This is a genomic window from Achromobacter seleniivolatilans, from assembly GCF_030864005.1.
Lineage (GTDB): Bacteria > Pseudomonadota > Gammaproteobacteria > Burkholderiales > Burkholderiaceae_B > Achromobacter > Achromobacter seleniivolatilans.
Genome location: NZ_CP132976.1, coordinates 5,258,096 through 5,277,013, shown reverse-complemented (window position 1 = coordinate 5,277,013; position 18,918 = coordinate 5,258,096). Strand labels below are relative to the sequence as shown.

At 63.1% G+C, this 18,918-nt stretch carries 19 protein-coding genes; 9 read left to right on the top strand and 10 right to left on the bottom strand.

Going from position 1 to position 18,918, the window contains the following annotated elements; genetic code table 11:
• Positions 1-56: 56 nt before the first annotated feature.
• The 3 genes from RAS12_RS23875 to RAS12_RS23865 form a co-directional block, all read right to left on the bottom strand.
• On the bottom strand, positions 57-602 hold the full coding sequence (locus RAS12_RS23875; protein ID WP_306942053.1) for a hypothetical protein: 546 nt from the start codon (positions 600-602) through the stop codon (positions 57-59).
• Between the two features lie 20 nt (positions 603-622).
• Entirely contained in the window at positions 623-2,758 is a 2,136-nt protein-coding gene (locus RAS12_RS23870; RefSeq protein ID WP_306942051.1) for a TonB-dependent siderophore receptor, read from the bottom strand.
• 199 nt (positions 2,759-2,957) lie between these two features.
• The gene (locus RAS12_RS23865; RefSeq protein ID WP_306942050.1) at positions 2,958-3,860 is read right to left on the bottom strand and encodes a LysR family transcriptional regulator; all 903 of its coding nucleotides are present in this window, start codon (positions 3,858-3,860) and stop codon (positions 2,958-2,960) included.
• A 99-nt stretch (positions 3,861-3,959) separates the two neighbouring features.
• On the opposite strand from RAS12_RS23865, the gene RAS12_RS23860 reads away from it, so the two are divergent.
• The gene (locus RAS12_RS23860) at positions 3,960-4,757 is read left to right on the top strand and encodes an alpha/beta fold hydrolase (protein ID WP_306942048.1); all 798 of its coding nucleotides are present in this window, start codon (positions 3,960-3,962) and stop codon (positions 4,755-4,757) included.
• 20 nt (positions 4,758-4,777) lie between these two features.
• Here RAS12_RS23860 and RAS12_RS23855 read toward each other — a convergent pair whose 3' ends face one another.
• Positions 4,778-5,674, bottom strand: a complete 897-nt coding sequence (locus RAS12_RS23855; protein ID WP_306942046.1) for a helix-turn-helix transcriptional regulator — start codon at positions 5,672-5,674, stop codon at positions 4,778-4,780.
• 82 nt (positions 5,675-5,756) lie between these two features.
• Positions 5,757-6,659, bottom strand: coding sequence for an NAD(P)/FAD-dependent oxidoreductase (locus tag RAS12_RS23850; protein ID WP_306942045.1), 903 nt, complete (start codon positions 6,657-6,659; stop codon positions 5,757-5,759).
• Between the two features lie 122 nt (positions 6,660-6,781).
• On the opposite strand from RAS12_RS23850, the gene folB reads away from it, so the two are divergent.
• Positions 6,782-7,141 carry a dihydroneopterin aldolase gene (gene folB / locus RAS12_RS23845; protein WP_306942043.1) on the top strand — a complete coding sequence of 120 codons (360 nt, stop codon included), beginning with the start codon at positions 6,782-6,784 and terminating at the stop codon, positions 7,139-7,141.
• A gap of 2 nt (positions 7,142-7,143) precedes the next feature.
• Positions 7,144-8,112, top strand: coding sequence for a tRNA 2-thiocytidine(32) synthetase TtcA (gene ttcA, locus RAS12_RS23840; RefSeq protein ID WP_306942041.1), 969 nt, complete (start codon positions 7,144-7,146; stop codon positions 8,110-8,112).
• Between the two features lie 69 nt (positions 8,113-8,181).
• On the opposite strand, the gene RAS12_RS23835 is transcribed toward ttcA, so the two are convergent.
• The 5 genes from RAS12_RS23835 to apaG form a co-directional block, all read right to left on the bottom strand.
• Positions 8,182-9,138: a D-2-hydroxyacid dehydrogenase family protein gene (locus RAS12_RS23835; protein WP_306942040.1), complete on the bottom strand. Its 957-nt coding sequence runs from the start codon at positions 9,136-9,138 to the stop codon at positions 8,182-8,184.
• A gap of 64 nt (positions 9,139-9,202) precedes the next feature.
• Positions 9,203-10,003 (bottom strand): DsbC family protein, encoded by an 801-nt coding sequence (locus RAS12_RS23830; RefSeq protein ID WP_306942039.1) that lies wholly within the window; start codon positions 10,001-10,003, stop codon positions 9,203-9,205.
• A gap of 190 nt (positions 10,004-10,193) precedes the next feature.
• Entirely contained in the window at positions 10,194-11,363 is a 1,170-nt protein-coding gene (locus RAS12_RS23825) for a UbiH/UbiF family hydroxylase (protein WP_306942037.1), read from the bottom strand.
• Positions 11,360-12,661 carry a murein transglycosylase A gene (gene mltA / locus RAS12_RS23820; protein WP_306942035.1) on the bottom strand — a complete coding sequence of 434 codons (1,302 nt, stop codon included), beginning with the start codon at positions 12,659-12,661 and terminating at the stop codon, positions 11,360-11,362. Before mltA ends, RAS12_RS23825 begins: the two co-directional genes overlap by 4 nt.
• Before the next feature lie 38 nt (positions 12,662-12,699).
• On the bottom strand, positions 12,700-13,074 hold the full coding sequence (gene apaG / locus RAS12_RS23815) for a Co2+/Mg2+ efflux facilitator ApaG/CorD (protein ID WP_046805616.1): 375 nt from the start codon (positions 13,072-13,074) through the stop codon (positions 12,700-12,702).
• Between the two features lie 152 nt (positions 13,075-13,226).
• Here apaG and rpe point away from each other — a divergent pair, with 152 nt between their 5' ends.
• From rpe to trpC, 6 genes are all read left to right on the top strand, one after another.
• Entirely contained in the window at positions 13,227-13,922 is a 696-nt protein-coding gene (gene rpe / locus RAS12_RS23810; protein ID WP_306942032.1) for a ribulose-phosphate 3-epimerase, read from the top strand.
• A 16-nt stretch (positions 13,923-13,938) separates the two neighbouring features.
• Complete coding sequence (locus RAS12_RS23805; RefSeq protein ID WP_306942030.1) at positions 13,939-14,643, top strand: phosphoglycolate phosphatase; 705 nt, start codon at positions 13,939-13,941, stop codon at positions 14,641-14,643.
• Positions 14,644-14,953: 310 nt separating this feature from the next.
• Complete coding sequence (gene trpE, locus RAS12_RS23800; protein ID WP_306942028.1) at positions 14,954-16,474, top strand: anthranilate synthase component I; 1,521 nt, start codon at positions 14,954-14,956, stop codon at positions 16,472-16,474.
• Positions 16,475-16,519: 45 nt separating this feature from the next.
• A complete protein-coding gene (locus RAS12_RS23795; protein ID WP_306942026.1) occupies positions 16,520-17,086 on the top strand; it encodes an aminodeoxychorismate/anthranilate synthase component II in 567 nt (188 codons plus the stop codon).
• Between the two features lie 14 nt (positions 17,087-17,100).
• Positions 17,101-18,132 (top strand): anthranilate phosphoribosyltransferase, encoded by a 1,032-nt coding sequence (gene trpD / locus RAS12_RS23790; protein ID WP_306942025.1) that lies wholly within the window; start codon positions 17,101-17,103, stop codon positions 18,130-18,132.
• Positions 18,129-18,917, top strand: a complete 789-nt coding sequence (gene trpC, locus RAS12_RS23785) for an indole-3-glycerol phosphate synthase TrpC (protein ID WP_306942022.1) — start codon at positions 18,129-18,131, stop codon at positions 18,915-18,917. The genes trpD and trpC overlap by 4 nt, the downstream gene beginning before the upstream one ends.
• Position 18,918 lies beyond the last annotated feature (1 nt).

Here is an 18,918-nt window from a genome sequence, read left to right as displayed (position 1 = left end):
CTGCGCTTAACGGCGCAGGAAAGGCAGGCGAAGCTGTCTTGTATCAGCCAGCGCCGCTACGGCAAACGGCGGATCACGCTGTTGGCGTACATCGGGCCCTGCACCAGATGCCCCGTCATCACATTGGTCTGGTAACGCTGCACCACACCGCCCAACGTGGCGGGGTCCAGCAATACGCGCATCGTCGCGAAACCGGCTGAGTCCACCCGTTCAGGCGCTTTGCCCTTGGGATACAAGCGCCGCTTGTCCTCTTCCATAGGCGCTTGCAAGACACCGCCGCTGGCGGTCAGATCCAGGATCAGCTTGCCATCGCGGACGCGTGCAGAGCCGTGCGCACCCAGTTCCGCATCGTCCAGCAGCAGGCTGCCGGTCAGCGCGTAGTCGCCGGTGGGCAGCGGCTGCATGTACAGACGCAAGGTGTACGGCGGTTCGCCGTGGCCATCGTCTATCGCCCAGCGGTATTCACCCGCCGGCCAGACGGCAGCCGCCTGCACGGCGTTGGCTGCGGCAGGCGCTGCGTCTGCCGCCAGTGCGGCATGGCCCGCGCACAGCAGCGCGCTCAAAGCGGCGGCGCGCAGCGCCTGTTGCAAGACAGTCTTCATCGTTGTTCTCCTGAGTGACTTCAATACTTGACGCGCATGTTCAACATGACGCTGCGCGGTTCGCCATAGGCATTGCCCATATCGGCATTGCCCAGCCGCTGGTAATAGACCTTGTCGAACAGGTTGTTCACGTTCAGCCCGAGCGACACGTGGTCGCTGACGCGATAGCCCAAACGCGCATTCCAGATGGCGTAGCCGCCTTGATTCACGCGCACAGAACTGCCGCTGACCGGGCCCTGCACTGCGCTTTCGGTGTAGACGCCGCTTTTCACATTGACGCCGCCGCCGACACTCCAACGGTTCCACTGGCCGGGCAGTTGATAAGTCGTCCACAGCTGGAAGATGTGCTTGGGCGTAAAAGTGCGGAATGGCGCCCCGCCGTTCTCGGCATCTTTCAGATAACGCGTCGTGTTGAAGGTGTAGCCGCCTGACACTTCCCAGCCTGGCGCCAGACGGCCAGACACTTCGGCCTCGATGCCCTGGCTGCGTACCTGGCCGCTGGACTGGTAGCAGCAGTCGCCCACTTCCGGATAGTTGGGGTCGCTTTGCGCCCGGTTGCGTTCGGTGATGCGGAACAGCGCGAACGAGGTATTCAAGCGGCCGTCCAGCCATTCGCTTTTCAAGCCCGCCTCATAGTTGGAGCCAACCACCGGCGGCAGCGATCCGCCATCCGCCGTGCGCAAATCGCTTTGCACGCGGAAGATGTCGGCATAGCTGGCGTAGGCGGTCCAATGGTTGTCGATGTCGTAGACCAGACCGGCGTATGGCGTCATGCGGCCATGCTCGGTGACGGCAGGACCGGTCACGCCTGTCATCAGGTTTTCGCTTTGCGTGCGCCACCAGCTCATGCGCGTGCCCAGCACGACCGTCAGCGGATCTGCGACCTTCAGGCGGGTCATCGCGTAGACGCCGGATTGACGCGTTTTCACGTCGCTCTTGCTGCCCCATTTAGGATCGGCCGGTTCGGGGTAATCATTGACGTCATAGTGGAAAACATCCACCGGCTGCGCTGGAAAACCAGGCAGCGCATAGGCGTTGTACGACCGCGCGCTGCGGTCGTACCAGTTGCCGCCCACCACCAGCTCGTGGCGGCGGCCCAGCGCTTCGAACGCGCCCGTCACCATCAGATCGATGCCCAGTTGCTGATTGCGGTACTGGTTGCCGCCCCCGTACAGGCGCGGCCCCATGCCGGTCGTCCTGTCTACCGCGCCACGCACGTAGGCGTATTTCAGTTTGCTGGTTTCTTCAGCCTGATTGACGTTGAGTTTGACCGTCCAGTCCGGCGAGAACTTGTGCGCCAGTTCGGCGAACACCTGAGTGTTCTCAAAATTCCACCGGTTCCAGTCAGCGCCCAGATAAGTGCCGCGCGTCAAACCCAGATCACCGCCGTCCTTGTAGCGTGGCATCTGCATCATGAAGGGCAACCAATCGCGCTTCTGATAGCTGCCGCCCAAGGTCAGCAAGGTGTCGGGCGTGAGGTCCGCTTCCAGAATGCCGTAGTAGGCCTGCTTCTGCGAATTGGCGACATCGTAGAAATACTTGCGATCTTCCTGAGCGGTCGCCACGCGGCCTCGCACCGAGCCCGAGGCGTTCAGCGGCGACGATAAGTCCACCTCACCGCGATAGTTGTCCCAGGAACCGGCGCTGGCGGAGCCGGAGAATTGAAATTCGCGCGTGGGACGTTTACGCACCAGATTGATGACGCCCCCCGGTTGCCCCGCGCCATTGAAAAGGCCCGCCGCGCCGCGCAGCAGCTCTACGTGGTCGAACATGAACAGGTCGGGCTGCGCCCATGACGCGCCGCCTGTCTGCATAGGTACGCCGTCATACTGAAAATACTCAATCTGGAATCCGCGTGAATAGAACTGCGGAATCGCCGCTGTGGCCGCCAGATCGATGGTGATGCCGGGCGTCTGCGCCATCGCATCTTCCAGCGAGTTCAGGTTTTGATCTTCTATGCGCTGGCGCGTGATGACCGACACCGACTGTGGAATCTCACGCAATGACAACGGCAGTTTGCCGCCGATGGTGACACTGGGCGCGGTATACGACTGACTGCCTTCGGTCACACCCTCGGCATCGCCCTGTACCGTGACGGGCGCGAGCATTGCAGCGTCCTGCGCGCTTGCCGCAGCCGTAAACAGAGTCAATGCCACGGCGCTGCGCCCCCACCAGATTGTCCGGCCCGCGCTCCCCCGCCTCTGTTGGACTTCCCTGCCCCGCCGCGCTGGCCGCGCTCGGCCGCCACGTGTCTTGATGCCCACAATTCCCTCCGGATCTTGCCCGTTAAATAAGACTGATAATCATCTTCAACGGGAGCACGGCGGGCAATCGAAAAGGCTTTCGATTTCCGGATTAAGGCTTTCGGTTTTTGCTCTGTGCCGCTTCCAGATATGCCCACAAGCGGCTCAACACAGGCCCTTGCGGCCGGTCACTGCGTCTTGCAGCCACCAGTTCCTCGACACTGCCGGGCAGATAGCGATTGGCAATGGACAGCAACCGCCCATCACGCAGCTCTTCTTCGATCAGAAAACGCGGTAGATGACCCCACCCCATGCCTTGCAAAATGACTTCCTTTTTCATGAGCTGGTCGGCCACCGTGCATTGATGCGCACCCTCGATCACGAAGTAGCCGCGTTCCGGCGTATGGCGCGAGGTGTCACGCATGACGCACTGCGTGTAATCGCGCAGCAACGCGGGTTTGATGATGCGGCCGGCGGACGCGGGTAGAAAACCCGGGGCCGCCACGGGAAGAAAAGGCACTTTTTCCAGATCCAGCCATTCGATGCGGGGATCACGCTTATCGACGCGGTGCAGGATCAGGTCTGCCTCGCCATCCAGCAAGCGTTCCTCTGGGCCGCCTACGGCCTCGAAATGCAAGTGCAAGCGCGTCGCCGGACACTGTGAGAAAAATCGGCTAAGCAGGCCCAACATGCGCGGCCGTGGGCAAAGATCGCCAATCACCACATGCAGCTCGCTTTCTTCTCCCATCGCCAACTGGGCCGCGTGCGCGTGCAGACCGTCAAGCTCGCGCAGCAGCCCTTGCGCGCGTCGATGAAACGATACTCCGGCAGGGGTCAAGCGCACCCGGTAGCCGCCTCGGTCCAGCAGCGTCAGGTCCAGTTGGCGCTCCAGCTTGGCAACCGCGGCGAACACGGCCGGATGGGACCGGTTCAAGGCCAGCGCCGCCGCCTGGAATCCGCCCCCGCGCACCACGGCGTCAAAGCACTGCAAGTCATGCAAAGTGAAATCGCTCATGTCTGCTTTTCCGACAAAGACTGTGCAAACTTTGTAATTTTTTATCGAAGGCGCCGCAACTACGATTTGCATCATCATCCACCTCCCAGGCGCACCCTCATGCAAGACCTCTCTTTTTTCACCACGGGCGATGGCGTCCGCATTGCCTACCGGTTTGACGGGGACGCCAGTCTGCCCGTGCTGGCGCTGTCGAACTCCATCGCCACCACGCTGCACATGTGGGACGGCCAGATCGCGGCGCTTTCCAAGCGGTATCGGGTGCTGCGTTATGACACGCGCGGGCATGGCGGGTCGGAGGTTCCGGCAGGCGCCTATTCAATGGACCGCCTGGGCCGCGACGTGATCGAGCTGCTGGACGCGTTGCACATCCCGCGCGCGCACTTCCTGGGCTTGTCGCTGGGCGGCATCATCGGCCAATGGCTGGGCATACATGCGCCCGGCAGGATCGGCCATTTGATTCTGGCCAACACGTCTTCCTATCTGGGACCGGCGCCACAATGGGACGAACGCATCGCCGCGACCCTGAGCGCGCCGGACATGAATGAGACTGCCGAGATGTTTTTGGGCAACTGGTTTCCGGCGCGAATGCTACGGGCTGGCGGACCTGTCATCGACACCTTCCGCGCCATGCTGCTTGCCACTGACCCCCACGGATTGGCGGGCGCCTTCGCCGCGGTGCGCGACACGGACTTACGGCGCACGATCGCGTTGATTCCGAATCCGACGCTGGTGATTGCGGGCCGCGATGACACGGTAACGGCCGCCAGCCATGGCGCACTGATCGCGGCCACCGTGCCAGGCGCCAGTCTGCTGGAGCTGCCCGCCGTGCATCTGTCCAATGTGGAACGGCCCGCAGAATTCATGGAGGCAGTGCTGACGTTTCTGCCAGCGCGCTGACGACACGCAGAGCTCGCCTGTTATCGCAGTGCGCTGGGGCTGGCGTTGAAATGACGGCGAAACGCCACCGAGAAATGCGCGGGCGCGTAGCCCACATGCCAGGCGGCTTCCGACACGCTCAAGCCGCCATTCAAAATCAGATCCCGGCCGCGGATGAGCCGCGCCTCTTGCACGCATCGCGCCATGCTGACGCCAAAGGCGCGCTTGAATGCCTGATCGAGCTTGCGGGTGTGTACGCCCAGGTCGCGCGCCAATGCCGCAGCGGCGGGCACCTGGCGCAGATCCGCCAGCAGACGCCGGCGGGCCTCGTGCGCCGCGTCCAACTCGCGGGCCGCAGCCTGTGGAACGCGGGGTTCGATGCGCGCCTGTCCCGCCTGCGCCAGCGCCATCGCGGCCAGTTCCAGGCCCTTGGCCGCCAGGTAGAGGCTGCGCGCCGCGCCGTCGTAGGCGCAGGCGCGCACCTGATCAGCGATGCGGCGAGCTTCGCGTCCGGCAGCGCCATGCCAGACCACGGGCCGGCCGGTGCCGCCCTGGGGGTCCAGTTGTTGGAAGAAATCGGGGTCTACGCCCAGCTCAGGCCAAAGCGACGTCTCTGGCAGGCTGACCATGGTGTATTGCTGCTCCACACCCGCCTCGAAAGCGTCGGCGCCCTGCGCCTGCCCGGTATTCCAGGCCAGAAACAGCGTGGAGCCGCTCAGACGCATGGGCGCCCGGTCTTCGATGCGGCTTTGCACCTGCCCGTGCAGCATGATGACTTTAAGCCCCCGGTGCAGCGCTTCTTCGCGCCATTGCGTGGCGCCACGGCGGAACACGCCTGCGCGCACGTCGTAGCCGCCCGGCACGCTTAAAGCCGCGTCAACGCGGTGGTGCTCGACGATGCCGGAAGACGCCGCAGCGGCGGCGGGCAAGGAAGACATGGGTGGTTCCAGGCTTTATTTGAGAATAATTATTATTACCCAAATCAACCCGGCCTGTGCGCCCCGTGTAATGGGCGTACGTCTATTCCCCCGCCCTCTCCCAGCGCCGCTGGATCGCCTTGGCCGCCACCACGCCGTCGGCCATCGACGTCACCACGCACGGGTGCATGCGATGCGCGACTTCGCCGATGGCGTAAATATCCGGCACGCTGGTTTCAGCGGTACCAAAATCGGTGCGGATGTAGCCGCGTTCGTCGCGGGCCAGTTGCAGTCCGTCGGCAAAGGCCGCCTGGGGTTCCCAGCCGTAAAAGACCAGAATCAGATCATATTGGCGGCCGTCTACGCTGCGGTTCGCGGGGTCAACCTTATACGGGCCGATACGCACGCCTTCACTGCCAGCGCGCGTTACCCATTGCTGCTGGGCGCGAACGCTGCGGGCATACAGGTGGACGGCACGAGCGCCCCGGTTGCGTACATAAACATAGTTCTCGAACGCGTTGTCACCGCCGCCCAGCACCGCCACCGACAGGCCCGAATAGTCCTGCGCAACGATGGGCGAGCCCGGGCCGATCAGCACGCCGGGCCAGTGCGACCCTTGCGGGTGATCGGGCAAGCCCTTGGCGCGCACGCCCGAGGCGATCACCAGGGTACGGCCGCGCACCGGGGTCTGGCTCCCGTCCGAGCCGGTCAACGTCGCCTGGATGCCGCCCTTGCAGGGCAGCACGGCAGAAACCCGGGTGTCCAGCCGCAGCGGCACATTGGCCGCCCGCACGCTGGCATCGATATTGGCCGCCACTTGCTGCCCGGTTACCCCGGGCAACACGGCAATCCAGTCATCGACAAACGGGTTGTCATTGCCCAGTCCGCCCAAACGGGGGCCGGCTTCGACCAACAGCGGGGACAAGCCCAGCCTGGCCAGCCACAGGGCGCAAGAGGCGCCGGCCGGACCGCCGCCTACAATGACCGAATCGTGCATCTGTTGCATTTCACCCCTTATTGACTGCGCCGGCGCCCCGAGAGCGCCCGGACATGGCCGAATTGTAGCCAGCGCGCCGCCCCCGATCCGCTGTCGCTTTACAATTCCGGCATCCCACCCAGGTTTTCATCATGCCTACACGCCGCATTATCCTTTCCGGGCTTGCGCTCGACGCCCGCATCGGCATCCTTGAACACGAGCGCCGCGCCACCCAGCCCCTGCATGTCGACGCCGAATTCGACGTGGACATCAAACGCTCGGTTGACGACCACGACATTCACAGCGTGCTGGATTACCGCCGTCTGCGTGAAGCCATTGTCGAGGAATGCACGCAAGCGCATGTGAACCTGATCGAAACCCTGTCCGAACAAGTCGCTGCACGCCTTCTGGCCGACTTCCAGGAAATCCGCTCGCTGCGCTTGCGCATCAGCAAGCCCATGGCCTTCTCCGACTGTGCGGCGGTGGGCGTGGAAATCCAGATCACGCGTTGACCATGAACGACATTGCTCCCCCCATCCGCTTTCGTACCGAAGCCGAAGAAAAGGCCAGGCACGAGGGCAACAAGCTGACCAAGCGGCTGGCCCGCGAAACCACGCGCGCCCTGTCTGACTACAACATGATCGGCGAAGGCGACCGCGTCATGGTGTGCCTGTCGGGCGGCAAGGATTCCTATGCCTTGCTGGATATCTTGCTGCAACTGCAAAAGCGCGCGCCGTTCAAGTTCGAGCTGATTGCCGTCAACCTGGACCAGAAGCAGCCCGGATTTCCCGACCACATCCTGCCGCAGTACCTGAAAGACCTGGGGGTGCCGTTCCACATCGAGACGCAGGACACGTATTCGATCGTCACGCGCGTGCTCGAAGAAGGCAAGACCATGTGTTCGCTCTGTTCGCGCTTGCGCCGGGGCATTCTGTACCGCGTGGCATCCGAGCTGGGCGCCACCAAGATCGCACTGGGCCATCACCGCGACGACATTCTGGGCACATTCTTCCTGAACCTGTTCTACGGCGGCAAGGCCAAGGGCATGCCACCCAAGCTCGTGTCCGACGATGGCCGCCACACCGTGATCCGCCCGCTGGCCTATGTGGCTGAAACCGATCTGATCGCCTACGCCGAACTGAAGCAGTTCCCCATCATTCCGTGCAATCTCTGCGGCTCCCAGGAAAACCTGAAGCGCAAGGAAGTGGGCCGGATGATCAAGGAATGGGACAAGCAGTATCCGGGCCGTTCCTGGAACGTGTTCAACGCCCTGTCACGCGTGGTGCCATCGCACTTGATGGACCGCGATCTGTTCGATTTCGTGGGCTTAAAGCCCACTGGCGTGCCAGACGCCAATGGCGACACGGCGTTCGATGCCGTGGACCCCGATGAAGACGCGGCGGACGACGCCTGCGGCGATACGCCGCCAGCCTTGGAACCGGGCGCAATCATCGAAAAGAAAGTGACGTTTACGCGCAGTTGATATTGACTACCCACCCTGCGGTTTTCGAGAGAAAACCGCAGGGCGGGAATCGTGAAATTGCGGGACGGGTTATGCGTTCAGCACCCTGACCGGTTTACCCGCCTGGTACGCCTTCACCGCGTCCAGCGCATTCTGATAAAACGCCTCGAAATTCTCGCGGCTCACATAACCCAGATGCGGCGTCAGGATGACGTTATCCAGATCGCGCACGGTGTCTGTCGGAGACAGCGGCTCTTCCGGGTACACATCCAAGCCCGCGCCCGCGATGCGGAACTTCACCAGCGCATCCATCAACGCGTCCTGATCCACCAGACCCGCGCGCGACGTGTTCACCAGATATGCGGTCGGTTTCATGGCGGCCAGTGCCGCGGCATCGACGATATGGCGGCTGCGATCGGACAGAATCAGGTGCAGGCTGACCACATCGGACGTGGAAAACAATTCGTGCTTGTCCACACGTGACACGCCGGCTTCTTGGGCGCGCTCTTCCGTCAGATTGGGGCTCCACGCCACCACATCCATGCCGAAGGCCAGCCCCACTTTGGCCACTGCCTGACCTAGCTTGCCCAGACCCAACAGGCCCAGGCGCTTGCCCGCCAGAGGCTCGGGCATGGCGGTCTGCCACATGCCACGGCGCATGGCCGCGTCTTCGGCGGGCAAATGTTTGAACAGGCCCAGAATGTGCGCCCAGGCCAGCTCGGCGGTGGCCGTGTTGGCGTCGGCGCTGCCCGGAGCCCCGCACACAACGATGCCCTGCGCAGTGCAAGCCTGCATATCGATGGCATTGTTGCGCATGCCCGTCGTGATCAAGAGCCGCAGCTTGGGCAACGCACGAATACGCTCGGCCGGAAACGGCGTGCGTTCGCGCATGGCGACGATCACATCGAACGGCTCAAGCGATGCCTCGACCTCGTCGGCCGGAATGAAGTTGTTGAAAATCCGGACCTCGGCGTCCCCGCCCAAAGAAGTCCAATCTGCATAGCGCCGGGCTACGTCGTGGTAATCGTCGAGTATTGCGATTTTCAAGTGTTGTCTCCGGGTGGCGTGGCGCGGTTCGCACCAGCCACCCGGCCGGCGCGCAACGCGCCGGTCAGTTCAAACGAGCTTTGAGTTGGTCCAGCGGTATCGCGCCGCTTACGCGCGAGCCATCGGCAAAAAACAGGGTCGGCGTACCGCGAACCATCAGTTTCTGGCCCAGCGCCAGCAACTTGTCTTCAGGCACATCGCAGTTGGCCGTTGCGGGTTTCTTGCCCCGCACCATCCAGTCATCCCACGCCTTGCCCTGATCCTTGGCGCACCAGACGTCGCGCACCTTCACCTTGGAATCGGGCGACAGGATGGGATAGAGGAAGGTGTAAACGGTGACGTTGTCCACGTCTTCCATGGTCTGGCGCAGCTGCTTGCAGTAGCCGCAATTGGGATCTTCAAAGATCGCGACCTTGCGCGAGCCATCGCCCTTGACCTGCTTGAGCGCCAAGTCCAACGGCAATTGATCAAACGTGATGGCGCTGAGTTTCTCTTGCGATTCGCGCGTCACATCACGGCGCGTCATGGCGTCTATCAACGGACCTTCCATGACCCACGTTACTTTTTCGTCCGTGTAGAGCAGGTCCATGCCCAACTGCACCTCGAACAAGCCGTAAGGCGTGCGGCGCACTGCCGATACGTCCATACCGGTAAAACGCTGCTGAAAACGTTCCTTGACGCCCTCCGTCACCGGGTCGAGCTGCGTGGTGGACACGCTTTTCTCGCCCTTGCCAGGCTGCCCCACGGATTGCGTGGAGATGACGTTGTCGCCCTTGGCAGGCGCTTGCGCCAAGGCGTTGGCGGACAAACCCAAGCCGCCGGCCAGGAAACAAGCCGCCAAGGTGGCGGAGATACGCAAATTCATTAGTACTCCTGTACTTATCGTGTTCTTTGGTGGAAAGCGTAACGCATCCGGACAAGTGCCGGGGGCCAGCCCAGTGGGCGCAAGCCATGCGCAGACGCCATCTGTGTCAGACGGCCGACGCCGCGCAAAGGTTCAAAAAACGCGGAGTGATCGTCGTGATCTGTCCCCCTCGCCCCTGGCTTTGCCCGCGTCAGTTCGCTGACGCCCCCGCAATCAGACGGCGCTTGATCAGCGGCGCCTTTTCGACCCAATGCATACCCGCGTTGCGCAGCCAGACGAGCGGCGTGGCGTGCGACGCAAACAGCTTATGCAGACCGTCGGTGGCCAAACGCATTGCCAGGACCGGTTCGGCGCGTGCCCGCTGATAGCGGTGCAGCACGCGCAGGTCGCCTGCCTGGCGGTAGGGTTCGCGGTCCGCCACCGTGCGAGCCAGCGCTTCGACGTCGCCCAGGCCCAGGTTCAAGCCCTGGCCTGCCAGCGGATGCAAACGATGCGCGGCGTCGCCTGCCAGCGCGATACCGGGCGCAACCATCTGGGCGCGCTCCAGCGTCAGCGGAAAACCATGCAGCTTGCTGCGCACCTTCAGGCTGCCCAGGCGGCCCTCGGACGCATCGGCCAGCAGGGCTTCCAACTGGGTAGTCTGTTCTTCGGCCGGCAGGGCCAACAACGCCTGGGCGCGATCGCTGCGCATGGACCAGACCATGGACACCTGCGGCCCGTCGGCGGTGTCAGGCAGCGGCAAAAGCGCCAGCACACCGTCGTCGCGGAACCACTGAACGGCGGTGCCTTGATGGGGAATTTCGGCGTCCAGATGCACGACCAGTCCGGTATCGTCATAGGACACGGCATCATGCTTCATGCCTGCCGCGGTGCGCAGCGGAGAGGCGGCGCCGTCCGCGCCCACAAACAATTCGGCCTTGATGCGAGCGCCGCTTTCCGTATCCACGGCGCCATCCTGGTAAGCCGTGCAGCGGTCTTCCAGCCAGGGAATGCCAAACATCCGCACCGCCTGGATCAGCACACGTTCGATCTCACCGGATTCGACAATCCAGGCCAGTTGCGGCAGCGCCGCCTGCCAGGCGTTCAGGTTTACCTGTCCGTCCGCGTCTCCATGGATCTCCATGGCCTGCACCGGCATCAGCCGGGCGGCAGGCATGGCGTCCCATACACCCAGCTCGGCCAGAAAGCGCTGGCTGGCAGGCGAAATGGCGTAGACGCGCGGGTGATAACGGTTGGGATCGGCCGCGGGCACGGCAGAGCGCGGCGCCAGCACGGCAACGCGCTGCCCGCGCCGGGCCAGCGCCAAGGCGGTGGACAGGCCGACGATGCCGGCCCCGCAAACTACGATCTGATGGCTCATCTTGCCGAGGGCTCCCCAGCTTGCTTGGGCCACAACACCCACATCTGTCCCTTTTGTTTCATGCGGCCTGCCTGCTGGCCGGCCTCTTCGCCATAACCCCAATAGAAGTCAGCGCGCGCGGCGCCCCGGATAGCCGTGCCCGTATCTTGGGCAAATACCAGCCGCTGCAGCGGCCGGTCGGATGCCGGAAGGGTGGTCGCCAGGTACACCGGCGTGCCCAGCGGCACGAAAGTGGCGTCCACCGCAATGGAACGCTTGGGGGCCAGCGGGATCGCATAGGCGCCTTTGGGACCCTGCTCAGGATCAATGACCGGCTCTTCGCGAAAGAACACGACAGCCGGATTGGCATTGAGCATTTCCTGCACGCGCTTCGGATTGCGCTGCGCCCAGGCCCGGATGTTCTGCATGGACGCCTGATCGGCCGTGAGTTCGCCACGGTCGATCAGCCAACGGCCAATGGACACATAGGGCTGGCCGTTATGGTCGGCGTACGCCACCCGGATCGTCTTGCCCGTATCGGGGCCGTCGGTCAGTTGCACACGGCCTGAACCCTGCACCTGCAAGAAGAAATTATCCACAGGGTCGTCCACCCAGACCACCACCGGCGGGCGGCGGCCGGACGATTCAATCGCGGCGCGGGTGTCGTAAGGCACCACCCGCTTGCCTTCCAGCTTGCCTCGCACGCGCTTGCCGGCCAGATCGGGGTAAATCGAACCCAAATCGATGGTCAACAGGTCGGCAGGCACGGCATACAGCGGCCATTGGTAGTTGCCACCCTGACGGCGCGACCCGCGCACCAGGGGTTCGTAGTAGCCCGTGACGGTATTGGTGGCCGGCTTGCCATCGGCCGCGTTCAGGCGCCACGGCTGAAGATAGGTCTGAAGAAAACGGCGCACGCCTTCGCCATCGCCTGCTGCCGGAGCGCGGGACGGGTCCACGGCGGCCGCGCAAACCGGTTGCCAGGCCCGCGGCGTGGCGCGCGCGGGCGCGGCCAGATTGCCGCTGGTCGGCCGCATCAGGCCGCGGCAGTTGCGCAAGAACAGCGGCCAGAATTGCGTCAGGTCATCGGTAGACCAGCCGGGCATTTCAGCCCAGGAACCGGCCTTGAACTTGCCCGCCAGCGCGCGCGGCGGCGTGTCCGGCAAAGCGGACAGCGACGGCACCACCAAAGGGCCATCGGCCGCCGGCGTGCGCACGCCTGGGGCGGCGGGGCCGCCGGATTCAGGGGGAACTTCTGATGGGGTGGAACATGCCGCCAGCAGAACCGACAGCACGGACAGGCTAAGAATGCGCTTCATGAGCAGATGGAAAAACGTGCGACAGGTGGCCGGGCCATTCAGTGCAAAGTGCGCGGCATGGCCAGGACGAATTCGGAGATCGGCACTTCAAACGGAATACCGTTTTCGCCGACGCAGTGATAGGTGCCGCGCATCGTGCCCACTGGAGTGGGCAGGGGACAGCCGCTCGTGTATTCGAAGGTCTCGCCCGGGGCCAACAAAGGCTGCTGACCCACAATGCCCAGCCCGCGCACTTCCTGCACACGCTGGTTGCCATCGGTGATGACCCAGTGGCGGCTGATCACCTGGGCGGGATGTTCGCCGGTATTGGTGATGCGGACGGTATAGGCAAACACGAATTGCTGTTCGCCGGGATCAGACTGTTCGGGCACGAAGCGCGGAGAGACAGAGACGCTCAGGTCGTAAGGTTTCACAGTCCTTCCCTGTGTGACTGGGCGCGGGACGCCGGATTTCGGCGCCAAGCGCTTGAAAGACGCAATTTGGGGGCATGCTGAGCGGACCGTTTCCGAACCCGCGCCCCAAACTGCAATAATGGCACATTATGCCCTTCTGATCTCCGAACATCATGTCTACCACCACTCGCATCACCCCCAGTATCTTGTCGGCTGACTTTGCCCGCCTGGGCGAGGAAGTCCGCAACGTCGTCGCCGCAGGCGCCGACTGGATCCACGTGGACGTGATGGACAACCACTATGTCCCCAATCTGACCATCGGTCCCATGGTGTGCGCGGCAATCCGCCCCCACGTGGAAGTGCCGATCGACGTGCATCTGATGGTGGAACCCGTGGACGAGCTGGTCCCGATGTTCGCGAAAGCCGGCGCCAACTACATCAGCTTTCACCCGGACGCCAGCCGTCACGTGGACCGCACGCTGTCCCTGATCCGTGAAAACGGCTGTAAAGCGGGCCTGGTGTTCAACCCCGCCACGCCGCTGACCTACCTGGACTACGTGATGGACAAGGTCGACCTGGTGTTGATCATGTCGGTCAACCCCGGCTTTGGCGGCCAGAGCTTCATTCCGGGTGCGCTGACCAAGCTGCGCGAGGCCCGCGCCAAAATCGACGCCTGGATGCAGGCCGGCGGCCAGGAAATCGTGCTGCAAGTGGACGGCGGCGTCAAAATCGACAACATCGCTGAAATCCGCCGCGCAGGCGCCGATACTTTCGTGGCTGGCTCCGCCATCTTTGGCAAGCCCGATTACGCCGGCATCATCAAATCCATGCGTGATCAGATCGCCATCGGCGAAACCACCGCCATCTAAGCCCCTGGGAATCACTATGACCGCTTTTCGCGCTGCGCTGCTTGACCTGGATGGAACCCTGCTTGACTCCATTCCCGACCTGGCCTTTGCCGCCAACGCCATGCGCGTTGAACTTGGCATGATTGCGCTGCGCGAGGACGTGGTGGCCACCTTCGTGGGCAAGGGCGTGGACAACCTGGTCCGCCGCAGCCTGGCGGGCAGTTTGAATGCAGCGGACCCGTCACCCGCCGACTTCGACCGCGCCCGCGAGTCTTTCTACCGCCATTACCACCTGGTCAATGGCGAGCGCGCCCAGGTGTATCCCGGCGTCATCGAAGGCTTGAAACACATGCGCGACCAGGGTTTGAAGCTGGCCGTCGTCACCAACAAGCCCACCGAGTTCACCTTGCCGCTGTTGCAACGCACCGGTCTGGCTGGCTTCTTTGACGCGGTGGTGTGCGGCGATACCTGCGCGCGCCGCAAGCCCGACCCCGACCAGATCGAACACGCCTGCGAATTGCTGCACGTGGCGGTCACCGAAGCCGTGACCATCGGCGACTCCATCAACGACGCGCAGGCCGGCCGCAGCGCCGGTACGCAGGTGCTGGTGGTGCCTTACGGTTACAACGAAGGACGTGACGTGCGCGAGCTGGATGTCGATGGTATAGTGGACACGCTTATCGACGCCGCTCAGTGGATTGCACTGTGGAACAGAAACCAGAACGCAGCGAATGTACTGTGACTCTGCTCTGACTTTGCAGTAGTCCAGTCACTAACCCGGCCCGGTCAGCAGCATCGAACTTAACCGTCGAACTTAATACTGAACACAGATCAATGAACGTTTCCATCCAGAACCAAATGCTCGGCGCCTCGTGGCGCTGGTGGCGTTTGTCTTCCGGGTGGCGATGATTCCCTTCCCGGCCCTAGACGCGACTCAAGCCGCCTAGCGCCGACACTGTGTAAACAGCGCCCAGCCCGGAACCAGTTACCTGGACCGGGCTTTTTGTTGTGCGCCCGGTCTGCAAGCAAAAAAATCGCTTACGAGACCCGACATGACCGAAATCGAATTCAAGGCCCTCGCCGCCCAAGGCTACAACCGCATTCCGCTGGTAGCCGAGACCTACGCCGACCTGGACACGCCGCTGGGCATCTACCTCAAGCTGGCGCATGCGGGCCCAAACGGCGGCCGCATGACCTGCCTGATGGAGTCCGTCGTGGGCGGCGAGCGCTTCGGCCGCTATTCTTTTATCGGCCTGCCTGCCCGCACCGTCATCCGCGCCAGCGGCACGCTGACCGAAGTCCTGCACGACGGCAGCGTCGTGGAAACCCATGAAGGCGACCCGCTCGCCTTCATCGAGCAATACCAAAGCCGCTTCAAAGTCGCCCTGCGCCCCGGCATGCCGCGCTTTTGCGGCGGCCTGGCGGGGTATTTCGGCTATGACACGGTGCGCCACATCGAGCCTTGCCTGGGTCCCGCGGTCAAACCGTTCCCGGCCGGCATGGAAGAGGGCACGCCGGACCTGATGCTGATGCACGTAGACGAATTGGTCATCGTGGACAATCTGGCCGGCCGCATCTACTTGATGGTCTACGCCGATCCCAGCCAACCCGAGTCCTACAGCCGCGCCCAGCAACGTCTGCACGATCTGCGGGCGCGCCTGCGACGCCCGGTTGAAATTCCCTACAGCCACGCCAGCATGCAAACCGAAGAGCGGCGCGACTTCAAGAAAGAGGATTACCTGGCGGCCGTCCACCGCGCCAAGGAACACATCGCCGCTGGCGACCTGATGCAGGTCCAGATCGGACAGGTCATCGCCAAACCCTTCCGCGATTCGCCGCTGTCCCTGTACCGCGCCCTGCGTTCGCTCAACCCCTCCCCTTATATGTACTTCTGGAACTTCGGCGACTTCCAGGTCGTGGGCGCCTCGCCCGAGATCCTGGTGCGTCAGGAGCGCGTGGTGGATAACGGCGTGCCGAAGTCGCAGATCACCATCCGTCCGCTGGCCGGCACCCGCAAGCGCGGCGGCACCCCCGAGGAAGACGCAGCACTGGCCGCCGAACTGAAGGCCGATCCCAAAGAAGTGGCGGAACACGTGATGCTGATCGACCTGGCGCGCAATGACGTGGGCCGGGTGGCAGAAGTGGGTTCGGTCAAGGTCAGCGACACCATGGTCATCGAACGCTATTCGCATGTGATGCACCTGGTGTCCAACGTCACCGGCAACCTGAACCCCGGCATGAGCAGCATGGACGTACTGCGTGCGTCCTTCCCCGCAGGCACCTTGACGGGCGCCCCCAAGGTCGAAGCCATGAAGATCATCGACGAACTGGAACCCGTGCGCCGCGGCATCTACGGCGGCGCGGCCGGCTACCTGAGCTACGGCGGCGAAATGGACGTGGCGATCGCCATCCGCACCGGTGTCATTAAAGACGGCACGCTGTACGTGCAGGCCGCCGCCGGCATCGTGGCCGACTCCAACCCCGAAGCCGAATGGGCCGAAACAGAAGCCAAGGCCCGCGCGGTGCTGCGCGCGGCGGAACAGGTGCAGCACGGCCTGGACGAACCCATCTGAATCCGGCCACGGCCAAACCCAATACCGTTCGCACGGAGAGAAAACATGCTGTTGATGATCGATAACTACGACTCTTTTACCTACAACCTGGTCCAATACTTTGGCGAGCTGGGTGAAGATGTGCGCGTGGCGCGCAATGACCAGATCACGCTGGAAGAAATCACCGCCATGAACCCGGACCGCATTTGCGTGTCGCCCGGCCCTTGCTCGCCAGCGGAAGCGGGCATTTCAGTACCCGTGATCCAGGCCTTTGCCGGCAAGAAGCCGATTCTGGGCGTGTGCCTGGGCCATCAGGCCATCGGCGCGGCCTACGGCGGCGATATCGTGCGCGCCCAGCAGATCATGCATGGCAAGACGGTCAAGATCTCGCATACCGGCACGGATATCTTCACCGGCCTGCCCACCCCCTACACCGTGATCCGTTACAACTCACTGACGATAGATCCGGCCACCCTGCCCGACTGCCTGGCGGTGACGGCAACGGCTCCGGACGGCGACATCATGGGCGTGCGTCACAAGACGCTGCCGCTGTACGGGGTACAGTTCCATCCGGAGTCCGTGCTCAGTGAACACGGCCACGCCCTGCTGCGCAATTTTCTGAACCTCGCTTAAAAGAAGGACGCATCGTGACAATTTCCCCCACCGAAGCGCTGACGCGCTGCATTGAACACCGCGAAATTTTCCACGACGAAATGCTGCATCTGATGCGCATGCTGATGCGTGGCGAGATGTCTCCGCAAATCGCAAGCGCGCTGCTGATGGGTTTGCGCGTCAAGAAAGAAACCATTGGCGAGATCACTGCGGCCGCGCAAGTCATGCGCGAATTCGCCACGCCGGTCGTGACCCCCAATCCGCAAGACCTGCTGGACATGTGCGGCACGGGCGGAGACGGCAGCCACACCTTCAATATCTCGACCACCGCGATGTTCGTGGCAGCGGCGGCCGGCGTGCCGATCGCCAAGCACGGCAACCGCAGCGCCTCGTCCTCAAGCGGCAGCGCCGATGTGCTGGAAGCCCTGGGCGCCAATCTGGTCCTGACGCCCGATCAGGTTGCGGAATGCATCCAGGCCACCGGCATCGGCTTCATGTTCGCGCCTGCCCACCACGGCGCGATGAAAAACGTGGCAGCCGTACGCAAAGAGCTGGCGGTTCGCACTATCTTCAACATTCTTGGCCCCCTGACCAACCCCGCAGGCGCGGCGAACCAGCTGATGGGTGTGTTTCACGCCGATCTGGTGGGCATTCAGGTGCGCGTGCTGGAACGCCTGGGCTCGCGTCACGTGCTGGTCGTGCATGGCAAGGACGGCATGGACGAGGCCTCGCTGGGCGGCGCCACCTTGGTCGGCGAACTCAAGGATGGTCAAATCCGGGAATACGAAATTCATCCCGAGGACTACGGGCTATCCATGATGTCCAACCGGAGCATCAAGGTGTCCAATCGCGAGCAGTCACGCGAGCTTGTCATCGAAGCGCTGGAGAATGTCGACGGCGCCGCCCGCGACATCGTCGCCCTTAATGCAGGCCTTGCCATTTACGCCGGTAATAAAGCCGATTCCATTCCCGAAGCCTTAGCGTTAGCATTTGAACTACTCTCCACCGGCGCGGCGCGAGCCAAGCTGGAAGAATTCTGCGCATACACCCGGAAGTTCCAGAAATGAACGATATTCTTGCGAAGATCCTCGCCGTCAAAGTCGAGGAAGTCGCGGCCGCTCGCCAAATGCGTAGCGAAGCCGAAGTCTTGCGTGAAGCGCAGGCGCGGCAAGACGTGCGTGGCTTTGCCCAAGCCATTGAAGACAAAATTTCTCAGGGCAAAGCCGCCGTCATCGCCGAGATCAAAAAAGCCTCGCCGTCCAAGGGTGTGCTGCGCGAAAATTTTGTCCCCTCGGATATTGCCTCGACGTACGCTGTGCATGGCGCAGCCTGCCTGTCGGTGCTGACCGACGTGCAGTTTTTCCAAGGCTCGCACGATCACCTGCGCCAAGCGCGCGCGGCGTGTTCGCTGCCGGTGCTGCGCAAAGACTTCGTGATCGATCCCTACCAGATCATCGTGGCGCGCGCGATGGGCGCGGACTGCGTGTTGCTGATCGTGGCCGCGCTCAGTCCCTCGCAATTGCGCGACTACGAAACGCTGGCCATGGAGCTGGGCATGGATGTGCTGGTGGAAGTGCATGACGCCCAGGAGCTGGACGTGGCGCTGACCTTGAAGACGCCGCTGTTGGGCATCAACAACCGCAATCTGCGCACATTCGAGACCAGCCTGCAAAACACGCTGGACCTGCTGCCGCGCATCCCTGCGGGCAAGCGCGTCGTGACGGAAAGCGGCATCCTCAAGCCCGAAGACGTCAAGCTGATGCGTGATCACCAGGTGAATGCTTTCCTGGTGGGCGAAGCCTTCATGCGCGCCAAGGACCCAGGCGCTGAACTCGCACGGCTCATCGGCTGAA